This is a genomic window from Streptomyces sp. NPDC029836 (assembly GCF_055574495.1).
The window spans coordinates 242736-258592 of record NZ_JBVHZI010000002.1; the positions used below are offsets into that span (position 1 = coordinate 242736).

Consider the following 15857-nt stretch of genomic DNA (forward strand, 5'->3'; position numbering starts at 1 on the left):
TCCCTGGTCGGGGACATGACGGGCGCCGTGTCGGGGTTCCGCACTTCGCTGTACGGACCGTATGAGGGGTCCCGCCCCGGGGGGCGGGGGTACCGCGGGGGGTGTTACACCATCAGGGAGCGGTCGGTCGGCTTGACCGGGTACGGGAGGGCACTGCTGCCGGTCAGGAAGCGGTCCACGCCGCGGGCGGCCGAGCGGCCCTCCGCGATGGCCCAGACGATGAGCGACTGGCCGCGACCGGCGTCACCGGCGACGAAGACGCCGTCGACGTTGGTCGTGTAGGAGGCGTCGCGCTCGATGTTGCCGCGCGCGTCCAGCGCCAGACCGAACTGCTGGACCAGGCCGTTCTCCTGGTCGGTGCCCGTGAAGCCCATCGCCAGGGTGACCAGCTGCGCGGGGAGGACGCGCTCGGTGCCGGGCTTCTGGACGAGCTTGCCGTCGACGAACTCGACCTCGACCAGGTGCAGGGCCTTCACGTGGCCGTTCTCGTCGCCCTCGAAGTGGGTGGTGGAGACGGAGTAGACCCGCTCGCCGCCCTCCTCGTGCGCCGAGGTGACCTTGTACAGCATGGGGAACGTCGGCCAGGGCTGGTTGGCGTTGCGCTCCTCGCCCGGCTTCGGCATGATCTCCAGCTGCGTGACCGAGGCCGCGCCCTGACGGTGGGCGGTGCCCACGCAGTCCGCGCCGGTGTCACCGCCACCGATCACGATGACGTCCTTGCCCTCGGCCGTGATCGGCGGGGCCATGAAGTCGCCCTCCTGGACCTTGTTGGCCAGGGGCAGGAACTCCATCGCGAAGTGGATGCCGCCGAGCTCGCGTCCCGGGACCGGCAGGTCGCGGGAGACGGTGGCGCCGGCCGCGATGACGACCGCGTCGAACCGCTTGCGCAGGTCGGTGGCCGTGATGTCCCGGCCGACCTCGATGCCCGTACGGAACTTGGTGCCCTCCGCGCGCATCTGCTCGATGCGGCGGTTGATGTGCACCTTCTCCATCTTGAACTCGGGGATGCCGTAGCGCAGCAGGCCGCCGATGCGGTCGGCGCGCTCGTACACGACCACGGTGTGGCCGGCCCGGGTCAGCTGCTGGGCGGCGGCCAGACCGGCCGGACCCGAGCCGATGACGGCGGCGGTCTTGCCGGACAGCCGCTCCGGGGGCTGCGGGGTGACGTGGCCGCTGTCCCAGGCCTTGTCGACGATCGAGACCTCGACGTTCTTGATGGTGACGGCCGGCTGGTTGATGCCGAGCACGCACGCCGACTCGCACGGAGCGGGGCACAGCCGGCCCGTGAACTCCGGGAAGTTGTTCGTCGCGTGCAGGCGCTCCGACGCGGCGGTCCAGTCCTCGCGGTACGCGAAGTCGTTCCACTCCGGGATCAGGTTCCCGAGCGGGCAGCCGTTGTGGCAGAACGGGATGCCGCAGTCCATGCAGCGGCCGGCCTGCTTGCTGATGATCGGGAGCAGCGAGCCCGGGACGTAGACCTCGTTCCAGTCCTTGAGGCGGTCAGCCACGGGACGGGAACAGGCGGTTTCGCGCGCGGTGGTGAGGAAGCCCTTCGGGTCAGCCATGGGTCGCCGCCTCCATCATCTTCTCCGTGGTCTCGGATTCCGAGAGTCCGGCCAGCTCAGCGGCGTCCTTGGCGGCGAGCACTGCCTTGTACGTGGTGGGGATGATCTTGCTGAACCGGTCCACCGAGGCGGGCCAGTCGGCGAGGAGCTTCGCGGCCACGGTCGAGCCGGTCTCCTCCTCGTGGCGGCGCACCACGTCGTGCAGCCACTGCTTGTCGGTGTCGGAGAGTTCGGTCTCGACCGCGCCGGTGTTGCCGACGTTGACGTTGTTCGGGTCGAGGTCGATGACGTAGGCGGTGCCGCCCGACATGCCGGCCGCGAAGTTGCGCCCGGTCTCGCCGAGGACGACTGCCTGGCCGCCGGTCATGTACTCGCAGCCGTGGTCGCCCACGCCCTCCGAGACGACCAGGGCGCCGGAGTTGCGGACGCAGAAGCGTTCGCCGGTGCGGCCGCGCAGGAACATCTCGCCGCCGGTGGCTCCGTAGCCGATGGTGTTGCCGGCGATGGTGGAGTACTCGGCGAGGTGGTCGGCGCCGCGGTCCGGGCGGACGACGACGCGGCCACCGGAGAGGCCCTTGCCGACGTAGTCGTTGGCGTCGCCCTCCAGGCGGAGGGTGATGCCCTTCGGCAGGAAGGCGCCGAAGGACTGGCCGGCGCTGCCGGTGAAGGTCAGGTCGATGGTGTTGTCGGGCAGGCCCGCACCGCCGAACCTCTTGGTGACCTCGTGGCCGAGCATCGTGCCGACGGTCCGGTTGATGTTGCGGATCGCGACCTGGGCGCGGACCGGTTGGGCGTCCACGGCCGTCGCGGCGTTCAGCGCGTCGGCGGCGAGCTTGATCAGCTCGTTGTCGAGGGCCTTCTCCAGACCGTGGTCCTGCTCGATGAGGGCGTGGCGGACCGCGCCCTCGGGCAGCGCGGGCACGTGGAAGAGGGGCTCCAGGTCGAGGCCCTGCGCCTTCCAGTGCGTGACGGCCTTGCTGGTGTCGAGGAGCTCGGCGTGGCCGACGGCCTCCTCGATGGTGCGGAAGCCCAGCTCGGCGAGGATCTCGCGCACTTCCTGCGCGATGAACTCGAAGAAGTTGACGACGAACTCGGGCTTGCCGGAGAACCGGTCGCGCAGCACCGGGTTCTGGGTGGCGATGCCGACGGGGCAGGTGTCCAGGTGGCAAACGCGCATCATGACGCAGCCGGAGACGACGAGCGGCGCGGTCGCGAAACCGAACTCCTCGGCGCCGAGCAGCGCGGCGATGACGACGTCCCGGCCGGTCTTGAGCTGGCCGTCCGTCTGGACCACGATGCGGTCGCGCAACCCGTTGAGCAGCAGCGTCTGCTGGGTTTCGGCGAGGCCGAGCTCCCAGGGTCCGCCCGCGTGCTTCAACGAGGTGAGCGGGGAGGCACCCGTACCGCCGTCGTGGCCGGAGATCAGGACCACGTCCGCGTGCGCCTTGGAGACGCCCGCGGCGACCGTGCCGACGCCGACCTCGGAAACCAGCTTCACGTGGATGCGGGCGACCGGGTTGGCGTTCTTGAGGTCGTGGATCAGCTGGGCGAGGTCCTCGATGGAGTAGATGTCGTGGTGCGGCGGCGGGGAGATCAGGCCGACGCCCGGGGTGGAGTGGCGGGTCTTGGCGACCCACGGGTACACCTTGTGGCCGGGCAGCTGGCCGCCCTCGCCGGGCTTGGCGCCCTGCGCCATCTTGATCTGGATGTCGTCCGCGTTGACCAGGTACTCGGAGGTCACACCGAAGCGGCCGGAGGCGACCTGCTTGATGGACGAGCGCCGCGCCGGGTCGTAGAGGCGGTCCGGGTCCTCGCCGCCCTCACCGGTGTTGGACTTGCCGCCCAACTGGTTCATGGCGATGGCGAGGGTCTCGTGCGCCTCCTTGGAGATGGAGCCGTACGACATGGCTCCGGTGGAGAAGCGCTTGACGATCTCGGAGATCGGCTCGACCTCGTCGATGGAGATCGACGGGCGGCCGCCGCCTTCGGCGTCCTTGAAGCCGAACAGGCCGCGGAGCGTCATGAGGCGCTCGGACTGCTCGTTCACGCGGTCCGTGTACTGCCGGAAGATGTCGTACCGGCGGTTGCGGGTGGCGTGCTGGAGGCGGAAGACCGTCTCCGGGTCGAACAGGTGCGGCTCGCCCTCGCGGCGCCACTGGTACTCGCCGCCGATCTCCAGCGCGCGGTGCGTGGCCGCGATGCCGGAGGCCGGGTACGCCTTGGCGTGGCGGGCGGCCACCTCCTTGGCGATGACGTCCAGGCCGGCGCCGCCGATCTTGGTGGCGGTGCCGTTGAAGTAGGCGCCGACGAACTCCTCGTTCAGGCCGACGGCCTCGAAGACCTGGGCGCCGCGGTAGGAGGCGACGGTGGAGATGCCCATCTTGGACATGACCTTCAGGACGCCCTTGCCGAGCGCGTAGATCAGGTTCTTGATGGCCTGCTCCGGCTCCAGGCCGGTCAGGAAGGTACCGGCGCGCAGCAGGTCCTCGACGGACTCCATGGCGAGGTACGGGTTGACCGCGGCGGCGCCGTAGCCGATGAGCAGGGCGACGTGGTGGACCTCGCGGACGTCACCGGCCTCGACCAGCAGGCCCACCTGGGTGCGCTGCTTGGTGGCGATGAGGTGGTGGTGCACGGCGGAGGTGAGCAGCAGCGACGGGATCGGGGCGTGCTCGGCGTCCGAGTGACGGTCGGAGAGGACGATCAGACGGGCACCGGCCTCGATGGCCGCGTCGGCCTCGCCGCGGATCTCGTCGATCCGGGCGGCCAGGGCCTCGCCGCCGCCGGAGACCCGGTAGAGGCCGGAGAGCGTGGCGGCCTTCATGCCGGGCATGTCGCCGTCGGCGTTGACGTGGATGAGCTTGGCCAGCTCGTCGTTGTCGATGACCGGGAACGGCAGGGTGACGCTGCGACAGGACGCGGCGTTCGGCTCCAGCAGGTTGCCGGCCGGGCCCAGCGAGGACAGCAGCGAGGTGACGAGCTCCTCGCGGATGGCGTCCAGCGGCGGGTTGGTGACCTGCGCGAAGAGCTGCGTGAAGTAGTCGAAGAGCAGCCGGGGGCGCTCGGACAGGGCCGCGATCGGCGAGTCCGTACCCATGGAGCCGAGCGGCTCGCCGGCGGTGCGGGCCATCGGCGCGAGGATGACGCGGAGCTCTTCCTCGGTGTAGCCGAAGGTCTGCTGGCGGCGGGTGACCGAGGCGTGGGTGTGGACGATGTGCTCGCGCTCGGGCAGGTCCGTCAGCTCGATCTCGCCGGTCTCCAGCCATTCGGCGTACGGAGCGGCGGCGGCGAGCTCGTCCTTGATCTCGTCGTCCTCGATGATCCGCTTCTGGGCGGTGTCGACGAGGAACATCTTGCCGGGCTGGAGCCGGCCCTTGCGGACGACCTTGGCCGGGTCGATGTCGAGGACGCCGACCTCGGAGCCGAGGACGACGAGGCCCTCGTCGGTGACCCAGTAGCGGCCGGGGCGCAGACCGTTGCGGTCGAGGACCGCGCCGACCTGGGTGCCGTCGGTGAAGGTGACGCAGGCCGGGCCGTCCCAGGGCTCCATCATCGTGGAGTGGTACTGGTAGAAGGCGCGGCGGGCCGGGGCCATGGAGGTGTGGTTCTCCCACGCCTCCGGGATCATCATCAGCACGCTGTGCGGCAGCGACCGGCCGCCGAGGTGGAGCAGCTCCAGGACCTCGTCGAAGGAGGCCGAGTCGGAGGCGTCCGGGGTGCAGATCGGGAAGATGCGGTCCAGGGCGCCGTCACCGAAGGCGTCGGATGCCAGCTGGGACTCGCGGGCCTTCATCCAGTTCCGGTTGCCCTTGACCGTGTTGATCTCGCCGTTGTGCGCGACGAAGCGGTACGGGTGGGCGAGCGGCCAGGACGGGAAGGTGTTCGTCGAGAACCGGGAGTGGACCAGGGCGAGCGCCGAGGCGAAGCGGCGGTCGGAGAGGTCCGGGAAGAAGGGCTCCAGCTGGCCGGTGGTCAGCATGCCCTTGTAGACGATGGTCCGGGCGGAGAGCGACGGGAAGTACACGCCGGCCTCGCGCTCGGCGCGCTTGCGCAGCACGAACGCCTTGCGGTCCAGCTCGATGCCGGTCGTCCCGTTGCTCACGAAGAGCTGACGGAAGGCCGGCATGGTGGCGCGGGCGCCGTTGCCGAGCAGGTCGGGGGTGACAGGGACCTCGCGCCAGCCGAGGACCGTGAGGTTCTCCTGGGCGGCGATGGCCTCGATCTGCTCCACGGCGACGGCCTGTGCGGTGCCGTCGGCGGGGAGGAAGGCGATGCCGACGGCGTAGGCGCCGGCCTCGGGAAGGTCGAAACCGGCCACGTCGCGCAGGAACGCGTCGGGGACCTGGGAGAGGATTCCGGCGCCGTCGCCCGAGTCCGGCTCGGAGCCGGTCGCGCCACGGTGCTCAAGGTTCCGCAGTACGGTCAGTGCCTGCTCGACGAGGGTGTGGGTCGCCTCGCCGGTGAGGTTCGCCACGAATCCGACGCCACAGGCGTCCTTCTCGTTGCGCGGGTCGTACATGCCCTGCTGGGCGGGGCGACCGTCCATGGGCGACCAGGCGTTGGTGCTGGGGCCGGTCGCGGAGTGCGTGGATGCGGAACGCATCGGCTCTCCCGTCGTCGTCGTGGCATATGTGCATAGCCGAGGGACGACGTTGGCCCTCTGCGAAATTTCGTGCAGGTTACATGATGACGGCAATCCCGAGAAGCGGATATTGCGTTCCAACATGCGGACATCGCACGAAGCAGGAAGAAGAGGGACCTTCGCGGAGGCCGTAGCCGTTTCCGCAGTGCTTCTGCGGCCACGACCCGGGGCGGAGGTCCCGGCGCGAGGCGGGCATCATTGCCCGCGCGCCAAGGTGGAATGCCCGGTGGACATGATTTCGAAACCACCGAGTAACGAACTACTTATGTTGCGCACTGCATAGTGTCTCACTCCCGCGACGGTTAGCCTACGGCGCTGCCGATCCACGTGCCCAGGATGTACGTCACACCCGCGGCGGCGCCACCCAGGACGAGCTGACGCAGGCCGCTGTACCACCAGGACCGGGCCGTGACCCGGGAGACGACCGCGCCGCAGGCGAACAGTCCCATCAGCGCGAGCAGCACCGCGGGCCACAGACTGGTCGCCCCGAGCAGGTACGGCAGTACGGGGAGCAGCGCGCCGAGCGCGAAGGAGCCGAACGAGGAGATCGCGGCGACGGCCGGCGAGGGCAGGTCGTCGGGGTCTATCCCGAGCTCCTCGCGGGCGTGGATCTCCAGCGCCTGCTCCGGGTCCCGGGACAGCTGCATGGCGACCTCGCGGGCCAGCGTCGGCTCGACCCCGCGCGAGACGTACAGCTCGGCCAGCTCCTCCATCTCGTCGACGGGGTGCTTGCGCAGCTGCTGGCGCTCGACGTCGAGCTCGGCCAGGACCAGCTCGCGCTGCGAGGCCACCGAGGTGTACTCACCGGCGGCCATCGAGAAGGCGCCGGCCGCGAGACCGGCCAGTCCGGTGATCACGACGGTCTGCGGGGCGACCGCGCCGCCGGCGACGCCGGTCATCAGGGCGAGGTTGGAGACCAGTCCGTCCATGGCACCGAACACGGCCGGCCGCAGCCATCCACCGTTGACGTCCCGGTGGGTGTGGTTGTCACGGTGGGCGGTGTGCAGCGGTGCTTCGATGTCGATGATGGACATGCGTCGATCCTCCCCATTTGTGCGTGCGGGTACGCGAAAGCCACGCGAGCCCGGCCCACGCGGGGCCACTCCCCCTGAACACCTCGAAACTACGCACGATTTTTGCCGCCCGCCAGCAAGGAAGGCCGTACTTACCTGGGGTTTCGTCCCTCGGCGACCGGGTGACGGGGGCGTTCGGGGGGTGTTTCGCGGCGACCGACAAACCACATGCCATGGCACAAATCCCCCAAGGGCTCATCATGAGTCCCATCAAGTGGAGAGGCGCGCCATGGAGCTGATTGCATGCAATCCGCAGGTCCTCCTCGAACGGGCCAGGGGCGCTCTTCTGGGCCTCGCCGTGGGTGACGCGCTGGGCGCCCCCGCCGAGAACATGAAGCCGTCGCAGATCCGGGCCACGTGGGGCCGGATCGAAGGCTTCGTCTCCCCCGATCCGGCGGGCACCGACGACACCGAGTACGCCATCTTCTCGGGCCTGCTGCTGGCCCGGCACGGCTCCGCCCTGACCGTCGCGCACGTCGAACGGGCCTGGCACCACTGGATCGCCGACCTCGACGAAGGCCCCTTCCGCGGCGCGGGCTTCTCCGAACGGGGCACCCTGGAGAACCTCCGCCGGGGGCTGGCCGCGCCCATCTCGGCGCAACACCGCCACGCCTGGTCGGACGGGCTGGCCATGCGGGCCGCCCCCTTCGGGGTGTTCGCGGCGGGCCGGCCCGCCGAGGCGGCCCGCCTCGTCGCCATCGACGGCACCGTCAGCCACGACGGCGAGGGCATCTACGGCGGCCAGGCCGTCGCGGCGGGCGTCGCCGCCGCGATGGCCGGCGGCTCCCCCGCCTCCGTCGTCTCGGCGGCCCTGTCCGTGATCCCGTCCGACTCCTGGACCGCCCGCTCCCTGCGCCGCGCCGTGACGGCCGCCCCGCGCGGCGAACGGGCGGTCCGCTCGGCGGTCGTGATCGGCGGGTACCCGTGGACGGACCTGGCGCCGGAGGCGGTGGGCCTGGCGTTCGGCGCGTTCGCCGCGTGCCGGGGCGACTTCACGGAATCCGTCCTGACCGCCGTCAACATGGGCCGGGACGCCGACACCACCGCCGCCGTGGCGGGCGCCCTGTCCGGGGCCATGTCCGGCGTCGCGGCGATCCCCGCCGACTGGGCGGCGGTCATCGGCCCGGTACGCGGCAGCTGCCTCCCCTCGATGCGGGGCTACCACGTCCTGGACATCGCGGACCTCCTCACCCCCGAATCCGAGACCCCCCGATGACCCCACCCCCCTACACCCCGAACACGACGACCACCCCGGCCACACCGCCCGGCCCGCCCCCGACGGCCGACCCGCCCGAACCCAACCCCGCGGGCACGCCGGCCACCTCCGGTGCGGCCGGTGACCCGGACGACCCGGACCGCACCGGTACGGGGGCCGGCGCCCGTACCCCGGCCTTCACCGTCGTCGCGGTCGCGCCGGGGGCGGCGGGGCGTGCCGACGCCGGCTTCCGGGCCGCGGCCGCGGCGCGGGCACGGACGGGGGCGGCCGGCGGGCCGGCGGCCCGAGGGGACCTGCGGAACGAACCCGGCCGGGGCGGCCCGCGGCTCGTGGTCGCCGAGCGGGCGGCCCCCGCGGCGGCGCCCGCCGAAGCCCCCGACCGGGAGCCGGAGCCCGGCACCCGACCCCCCGGAGCCCCGCCGCAGGCGGCCCGGCGGATCGAGGGGCTGCTCCTCGGGCTCGCCGCCGGCGACGCGGCCGGCTGGCCCGCCGCCCGGCACCGGGCCAGCCGGATGCCCGAGTGGACCCGCCGCCTCACCCGCGAGCTCGACACCTTCGCGGAGCAGAACGCCACCACCACCCTCCCCGTCCCCATCGCCCTGAACCAGCCCCCCGAGCCCCTGCGGTTGGGCCCGTCCGACGACGCAGAGTGGGCGGCCTTCGCCGCCGAGTCCGTGCTCACCGCCGCCGGGGTGCTGCTCAGCGACCTGTCCCGGTCCCGCCGCATGCGCGCCGCCATCGACCTGGCGTGGAACGCCCTGGCCTCCGAGGTCGCCGCGGCGGCGGACCGCGCGCCCGAGGTCGAGTCCGCCGTCCTGCCGCTGCGCGCCCGGATCTCCGTACGCGCCGGTCTCGGCAACCTCGCCGCCGGCCTGCGCCCGCCCGCCACCGGGCACGACAACCCGCACTACTTCGACGACGCCGCCTGCGTCCGGGCCTGCGTCCTCGCGGTCGTCCACCCGGGCGACCCCCGCGCCGCCGCCGACCTCGCCGAGTTCGACGCCCGCTACACCCAGGACGGCGACGGCGTCCACGGCGCCCGCGCCATGGCCGCCGCCCTCGCCACCGCCCTCGCCGGCGCGGACACCGACGCCGCCGTCGAAGCCGCCCTGGAACAGCTGCCCGGAGCCACCGAGATCGGCCGCAACGCCCGGCACGCCGTCGCCCTCGCCCGCGCCGACCCGGGCGGCGGCGCCTTCGCCCTCGTCCCGCTCCTGGAACACCAGATCGTCGACCACGTCTACAGCTACGGCATCGCCGCCGCCGAGACCGTCCCCGTCGCCCTCGCCCTGGCCACCGCCGCCCGCGGCGAGGTCTCCGAGGCCGTCCCCGCCGCCGCCTGCCTGTCGCGCGTCGCGGACTCCGCGCCCGCCCTCGCCGGCGCCCTCACCGGAGCCCTCGGCGGCGGCGACTCCCTGCCCGCCTCCTGGCGGGAGGCCTGCCGCGTGCTGTCCGGCTGCGCGCTGCCCCGGCTCGCCGGGACCGACCTCGTCGAACTCGCCGCGCTGCTCACCCGTACGGAACTCACCTCACCCAAGGGATGATTCGGACATGACGCACACCCCCCTCACCCTCGACGACCGGGTGACCGGCAGCCTGATCGGGGCCGCCGTGGGAGACGCGCTCGGCGGCCCCGTGGAGGGCTGGTCCCCGGAGCGGATCGTGGAACGGCACGGTGGTCGCGTGCACGGCATCGTCGGCCCGTGGTACGAGGACTGGCGTACCGCCCGCCCCATCGCCCCGTACCACAAGGGCGACGGACACGTCACGGACGACACCCTGATGACCCACGCGCTGGTACGGGTCTACGCGACGGTCCGCGACCACCTCGACGCCTACTCCGTCGCCGAACACCTCGTCCCCGACCTGATGTCCACCCCGCGCTGGATCCCCGAACTCGAAGCCGAGGCGCTGCCCCTCCAGCGGATCTTCCTCGCCGAGAAGTGGATCGTGACCCGGCTGCACTACGCGCACGCCGACCCCCGCGAGGCCGGCGCCGGCAACATCGTCAACTGCGGTGCGGCGATGTACGTGGCGCCGGTCGGCCTGGTCAACGCGGGCAACCCCGCCGCCGCGTACGCCGAGGCCCTGGACGTCACCGGCGCCCACCAGTCCTCGTACGGGCGCGAGGCCGCGGGCGTCTTCGCGGCGGCCTGCGCGGCGGCCTGCGCGCCCGGCGCGACGGCCGCCTCGGTCGTGGAGACGGCCCTGTCGCTGGCCAAGGACGGCACCCGGTCGGCGATCGCGGCCGTGTGCGAAGTCGCCTCCCGGTACCGGGACTTCGAGTCCGCGCTGGCCCCGCTGCGCGCGGCGGTGGCCCCGTACGACTCGGTCGGTCCGGACTACCGCAACCCCTCCCTCGGGGCCCGCCGTCCCTCGCGCCTGCACTCGATCGAGGAACTGCCGATCGCCCTCGGCATGCTGCTGGTCGGCGACGGGGCCTACGAGGCCTCGGTGCTCGGCGCCGTCAACTACGGCCGGGACTGCGACTCCATCGCGACGATGGCCGGCGCCGTCGCGGGCGCGCTGGGCGGGGAGGCCGCCGTACCGGCCGGCTGGGCCAAGCGGGTCGCCGAGGCCAGCCGCCTCGACCTGCACGCCCCGGCCTCCGAACTGGCCGCCGTGGCCCGGGAGGTCTTCGACCGGGACCGGGAGCGGCGCCGGGCGCACGAGAGCGCCTTCGCGGCGATGGCGTTCCCGCGGTGACGGCCGCCGACTCCCCCGGCGCCCTCGTACGCCTCACCTGGGCGCAGCCGGAGGACCTGCTCGGCCACGAGTTGCGGCAGGCGCGGGAGGACGGCCGGGACGCCGGGCCCGTCCTGCGGGAGTGGTTGGCGGCGGGCGGCCGCCCGGCCCCCGCCCGCGCGGGCGCCGCCGCCGAACCGGCCCCACCGGAACTGCGCGCCCTCGCGCTCCGCCTCCTGACCGAACTCGACGCCCTCCCACCCCCCTCGGACGCCGACGAACCGAGCACCTGGCCCGCCGTCCGAGCCACCTGGCCACCACCACCGGACCCGGGCCCCGGCCCGGGCCCGGCCGGAGTCGCCCCACCCTCCTCGCACGGGGCCGCCCAACCGCCCCCACCCGGGGCCGGTGTGCCGACCCCGCCCGGCACCGTCCGACCGGACCCGGACCGGAACCCCGACCCGACCCCGCCCGGAGCCGTCCCCCCGGCCCCCTCCCCCGACCGCGCCGCCAACCCCCCGGTCGCGGACCGGAACCCCCGGGCGGCCCGCGCCCACGGTCCGGACAGCCCGCCCCGGGCGGCGGACGCCGCGTTGCGGGAGCGGTTGGAGGCGGCCTGGGTCGGGCGCGCGGCGGGCTGCGTCCTCGGCAAGCCCGTGGAGAAGCTCCCCCTCGACGGGATCCGGGCCCTGGCCCGGGCCACCGGCAACTGGCCGCTGTCCGACTGGTTCACCGCCCACGGCGTCCCGGCGGAGCTGCTCGCCGCGCACCCGTGGAACCGCCGCTCCGCCGGCACCTCCCTCGCCGAGAACATCGACGGCGCCCCCGAGGACGACGACCTGAACCACCCCCTCCTCGGCCTGCTGCTCCTGCAACGGCACGGCAAGGGCTTCACCACCGCCGACCTCGGCCGGCTCTGGCTGGACGAACTGCCGGCCGGCCGGACCTTCACCGCCGAGCGGATCGCCTACCGCAACCTGCTCCAAGGCCTCGAACCCCCGCTGACGGCCCGCCATCACAACCCGTTCCGCGAGTGGATCGGCGCCCTGATCCGGGCCGACGTCCACGGCTGGACGAACCCCGGCGAACCGGCCGCCGCCGCGGCCCAGGCGCACCGCGACGCCGCGCTCACCCACACCGCGAACGGGATCTACGCCGCCCTCTTCGTCGCCGCCGCCCTCGCCGAGGCCGCCGGCGGCCGGGCCGACGTGCACGGCGCGCTGCGGGCCGGGCTCGCCGTCGTACCGCCCCGGTCACGGCTGGCGGAGGCCGTCCGCTTCGGCATCCGCACCGCCTGCGACGAGGCGGACTTCGACAGGGTCGTGGACCGGCTGCACGCCTGTTACGGCCACTACCACTGGGTACACGCCCTCCCGAACACCGCGCTGCTCGCGGCCGCCCTCACCCACGCGGACGGCGACTTCACGCACTCCGTCTGCCGGGCGGTGTCCGGCGGCTGGGACACCGACTCCAACGGGGCCACCGCCGGTTCCCTCACCGGGCTGCTGGCCGGATCGCCCGGCCGGATCCCGGACCGCTGGACGGCACCGCTGAAGAACCGGCTCTCCACCGGCGTGGCCGGCTTCGACGGCATCGGCTTCGACACCCTCGCCCACCTCACCGCCCAGGAGGCAGCCCGCTCATGACGGCCATCGCCGTGCTCGGCAGTACGAACATGGACCTCGTCGCCTACGTGTCCAAGGCCCCCCGTCTCGGGGAAACGGTCACCGGCCGCGCGTTCCGCACCGTCCCCGGCGGAAAGGGCGCCAACCAGGCGGTCGCCGCCGCCCGCCTCGGCGGGGAGGTGGTGATGATCGGCGCGGTCGGGGCCGACGAGTTCGGGGTGCGGCTGCGCGCCGCGCTCCAGGCGCGCGGGGTCGACACGGCCGCCCTGCGCACCGTCGAGGGCGCCAGCGGCACCGCCCACATCACGGTGGACGACGAGGGCGCGAACAGCATCATCGTGATCCCGGCGGCCAACGCCCGCGTCACCGCCCTGGAGCCGGGCGACGACGCCCGCATCGCGGCCGCCGACTGCCTCCTCCTCCAGCTCGAACTGCCCCTGGAGGTCGTGCTCGCGGGCGCGTCGGCCGCCCGCGCCCACGGGGTCCGTACGATCCTCACCCCGGCCCCCGCCCAGCCGTTGCCGGCCGGGCTGCTGGCCGCCACCGACCTGCTCGTCCCCAACGAGCACGAGGCGGCCGCCCTCACCGGGCTCACCGATCCGCACCGCGCCGCCGAGGCACTGCTCCAGGACGTCCCGGAGGTGGTGATCACCCTGGGCGCGGCGGGGGTGCTGCACGCCGCGCGCGGCCGGGAGCCGGTGGTGGTGGCCGCGCCCCGGGTGCGGGCCGTGGACACCACCGCCGCCGGTGACACCTTCGTCGGCGCCCTCGCGGTGGCGCTCGGCGAGGGTCGTCCGATGCCGCAGGCCCTCGCGTGGGCCGGGCGCGCCGCCGCGCTGTCGGTGCAACGGCCCGGCGCCCAGGACTCGATGCCGGACCGCGCCGAACTGGTGGCGTTCGCCGCCGGCCAGGGCCTCCCCCGATGACCGGCCCGCGCACGCACGCCGGCCCCGCCGCGCCCACGGCCGCCGACCCCGCGTCCGGCCCGCTCGCCGGGCTGCGCGTCCTCGACCTGGCCACCCTGTTCGCGGGTCCGCTGGCCGCCACCCTGCTCGGCGACTTCGGCGCCGAGGTGGTCAAGGTGGAGCACCCCGACCGGCCCGATCCGTCCCGTGACCACGGCCCCGCCAAGGACGGCGTCGGCCTGTGGTGGAAGCTGCTCGGCCGGAACAAGCGGACGATGACCCTCGACCTGTCGACCCCGGGCGGCCGGGACACCCTGCTGCGGCTCGCCGCCGACGCCGACGTGGTCATCGAGAACTTCCGCCCCGGCACCCTGGAGAAGTGGGGCCTGGGCTGGCCCGAACTGTCGGCGGCCAACCCGCGCCTGGTGCTCGCCCGCGTCACCGCGTTCGGCCAGCGGGGTCCGTACGCCCACCGCCCCGGTTTCGGGACCCTCGCCGAGGCCATGAGCGGCTTCGCCGCGATCACCGGGGAACCGGGCGGCCCGCCGACGCTGCCGCCCTTCGGGCTCGCCGACTCGATCGCCGCGCTGACCACCGCGTACGCGGTGATGACGGCGCTCGCCGGCCGCGACCGCACCGGGCGGGGGCAGGTCGTCGACCTGGCCATCATCGAGCCGATCCTGACCGTGCTCGGCCCGCACCCGCTCTGGTACGACCAGCTCGGCTACGTGCAGCGGCGCACCGGCAACCGGTCCGTGAACAACGCCCCCCGCAACACCTACCGCAGCGCGGACGGCCACTGGTTGGCGGTGTCCGCCTCGGCCCGGTCCGTCGCCGAACGCGTCGTGCGCCTGATCGGGCGGCCCGAGCTGGCCGCCGAGCCCTGGTTCGCGACGGGCGCCGGCCGGGCCGAACACGCCGACGTGCTGGACGGGGCGGTCGGCGACTGGATCGCCCGGCGCAAGGCGGACGAGGCCGTGTCCGCCTTCGAGGCGGCCGAGGCGGCCGTCGCCCGGGTGTACGACGTACGGGACGTCATGGCCGATCCGCAGTTCGCGGCCCTCGACACGATCACCGAGGTCACGGACCCGGAACTGGGTCCGATCCGCATGCAGAACGTCCTCTTCCGGCTGTCCGCGACGCCCGGCGGGATCCGCTGGGCGGGCCGCCCGCACGGCGCGGACACCGAGGAGGTCCTGACCGAGCTCGGCCTGACCCGGGACGAGATCGCCGCGCTGCGCACCGAGGGGGCACTGTGATCCTGACCTGGCTCTACGCACCCGGAGACCGTCCGGAGGTGGTGGCCAAGGCCCTGCACTGCGGGGCCGACGCCGTCATCGTGGACCTGGAGGACTCCGTGTCGGTCTCCCGCAAGGAGTACGCCCGGGCCGCCACCGCCGAACTCCTCACGGAGCGGCCGCCGGTCCCCGTCCACGTCCGGGTCAACGCCCCGGGCTCGCCCTGGGCGGGCGCCGACCTGACGGCGCTGGCCCGGCTGCACGGTCTCGCCGGACTGCGGCTGCCGAAGGTGGACGCCCCGGAGCAGATCACCCGGGTCGCCGACCGCACCGGCGGGGTGGCCCTGTACGCGCTGCTGGAGTCGGCGCTGGGGGTGGAGCGGGCGTACGAGATCGCCCGCGCGCACCCGTGCCTGCAGGGGCTGGCCCTCGGCGAGGCGGACCTGCGGGCCGATCTGGGGGTGAGCGCGGAGGCGGGGTTGGACTGGCCCCGTTCCCGGGTGGTGGTAGCCGCCCGGGCGGCGGGTCTGGCGCCGCCGGCGCAGTCGGTGTTCCCCGACATCCGGGACCTGGAGGCGCTGGCCGACTCCTGCGTGCGCGGCCGCTCGCTGGGTTTCCTGGGCCGGGCGGCGATCCATCCGCGCCAGCTCCCGGTCATCGAACGGTGCTACCTGCCGGGTCCGGAGGAGGTCACGGCCGCCGAGGAGATCGTGTCGGCCTCGCGGGCCATGTCGGGCGCCCTGGCGCTGCCCGACGGCCGGTTCGTGGACCCGGCGGTGGTGGCGGCCGCCCACCGGACGCTGACCCTGTCGCGCCGGTCGGGATAGCAGCCGGGGCGACAGCCCGAAGGGGGCGCCGCGACCCGCGCGACGCCCCCTTCCGGAGCGGACCCTTCCGGCTGTTCGGCC

Annotated in this window: 10 protein-coding genes; 7 read left to right on the top strand and 3 right to left on the bottom strand. The window is 73.7% G+C overall.

The genetic code is table 11. From position 1 onward, the window contains the following. Positions 1 to 104: 104 nt before the first annotated feature. From ACZ4XJ_RS06915 to ACZ4XJ_RS06925, 3 genes are all read right to left on the bottom strand, one after another. Complete coding sequence (locus ACZ4XJ_RS06915) at positions 105 to 1565, bottom strand: glutamate synthase subunit beta (protein ID WP_362880629.1); 1461 nt, start codon at positions 1563 to 1565, stop codon at positions 105 to 107. Next, entirely contained in the window at positions 1558 to 6111 is a 4554-nt protein-coding gene (gene gltB, locus ACZ4XJ_RS06920) for a glutamate synthase large subunit (RefSeq protein WP_468495928.1), read from the bottom strand. Before gltB ends, ACZ4XJ_RS06915 begins: the two co-directional genes overlap by 8 nt. 398 nt (positions 6112 to 6509) lie before the next feature. Next, positions 6510 to 7241 carry a VIT1/CCC1 transporter family protein gene (locus tag ACZ4XJ_RS06925; RefSeq protein WP_362880627.1) on the bottom strand — a complete coding sequence of 244 codons (732 nt, stop codon included), beginning with the start codon at positions 7239 to 7241 and terminating at the stop codon, positions 6510 to 6512. 268 nt (positions 7242 to 7509) lie between these two features. Between ACZ4XJ_RS06925 and ACZ4XJ_RS06930 the strand changes: the two genes are divergently transcribed. From ACZ4XJ_RS06930 to ACZ4XJ_RS06960, 7 genes are all read left to right on the top strand, one after another. Then, positions 7510 to 8496, top strand: a complete 987-nt coding sequence (locus tag ACZ4XJ_RS06930) for an ADP-ribosylglycohydrolase family protein (RefSeq protein WP_383988659.1) — start codon at positions 7510 to 7512, stop codon at positions 8494 to 8496. Further along, positions 8493 to 10040: an ADP-ribosylglycohydrolase family protein gene (locus ACZ4XJ_RS06935; RefSeq protein ID WP_362880625.1), complete on the top strand. Its 1548-nt coding sequence runs from the start codon at positions 8493 to 8495 to the stop codon at positions 10038 to 10040. The genes ACZ4XJ_RS06930 and ACZ4XJ_RS06935 overlap by 4 nt, the downstream gene beginning before the upstream one ends. A gap of 7 nt (positions 10041 to 10047) precedes the next feature. Beyond that, positions 10048 to 11202, top strand: a complete 1155-nt coding sequence (locus ACZ4XJ_RS06940; RefSeq protein ID WP_468495564.1) for an ADP-ribosylglycohydrolase family protein — start codon at positions 10048 to 10050, stop codon at positions 11200 to 11202. Between the two features lie 71 nt (positions 11203 to 11273). Further along, a complete protein-coding gene (locus ACZ4XJ_RS06945; protein ID WP_468495929.1) occupies positions 11274 to 12827 on the top strand; it encodes an ADP-ribosylglycohydrolase family protein in 1554 nt (517 codons plus the stop codon). Next, positions 12824 to 13732 carry a ribokinase gene (gene rbsK / locus ACZ4XJ_RS06950; protein WP_468495565.1) on the top strand — a complete coding sequence of 303 codons (909 nt, stop codon included), beginning with the start codon at positions 12824 to 12826 and terminating at the stop codon, positions 13730 to 13732. The genes ACZ4XJ_RS06945 and rbsK overlap by 4 nt, the downstream gene beginning before the upstream one ends. Next, positions 13729 to 14970 carry a CaiB/BaiF CoA transferase family protein gene (locus ACZ4XJ_RS06955; RefSeq protein WP_468495566.1) on the top strand — a complete coding sequence of 414 codons (1242 nt, stop codon included), beginning with the start codon at positions 13729 to 13731 and terminating at the stop codon, positions 14968 to 14970. Before rbsK ends, ACZ4XJ_RS06955 begins: the two co-directional genes overlap by 4 nt. After that, entirely contained in the window at positions 14967 to 15776 is an 810-nt protein-coding gene (locus tag ACZ4XJ_RS06960; protein ID WP_362880620.1) for an HpcH/HpaI aldolase/citrate lyase family protein, read from the top strand. The genes ACZ4XJ_RS06955 and ACZ4XJ_RS06960 overlap by 4 nt, the downstream gene beginning before the upstream one ends. Positions 15777 to 15857 lie beyond the last annotated feature (81 nt).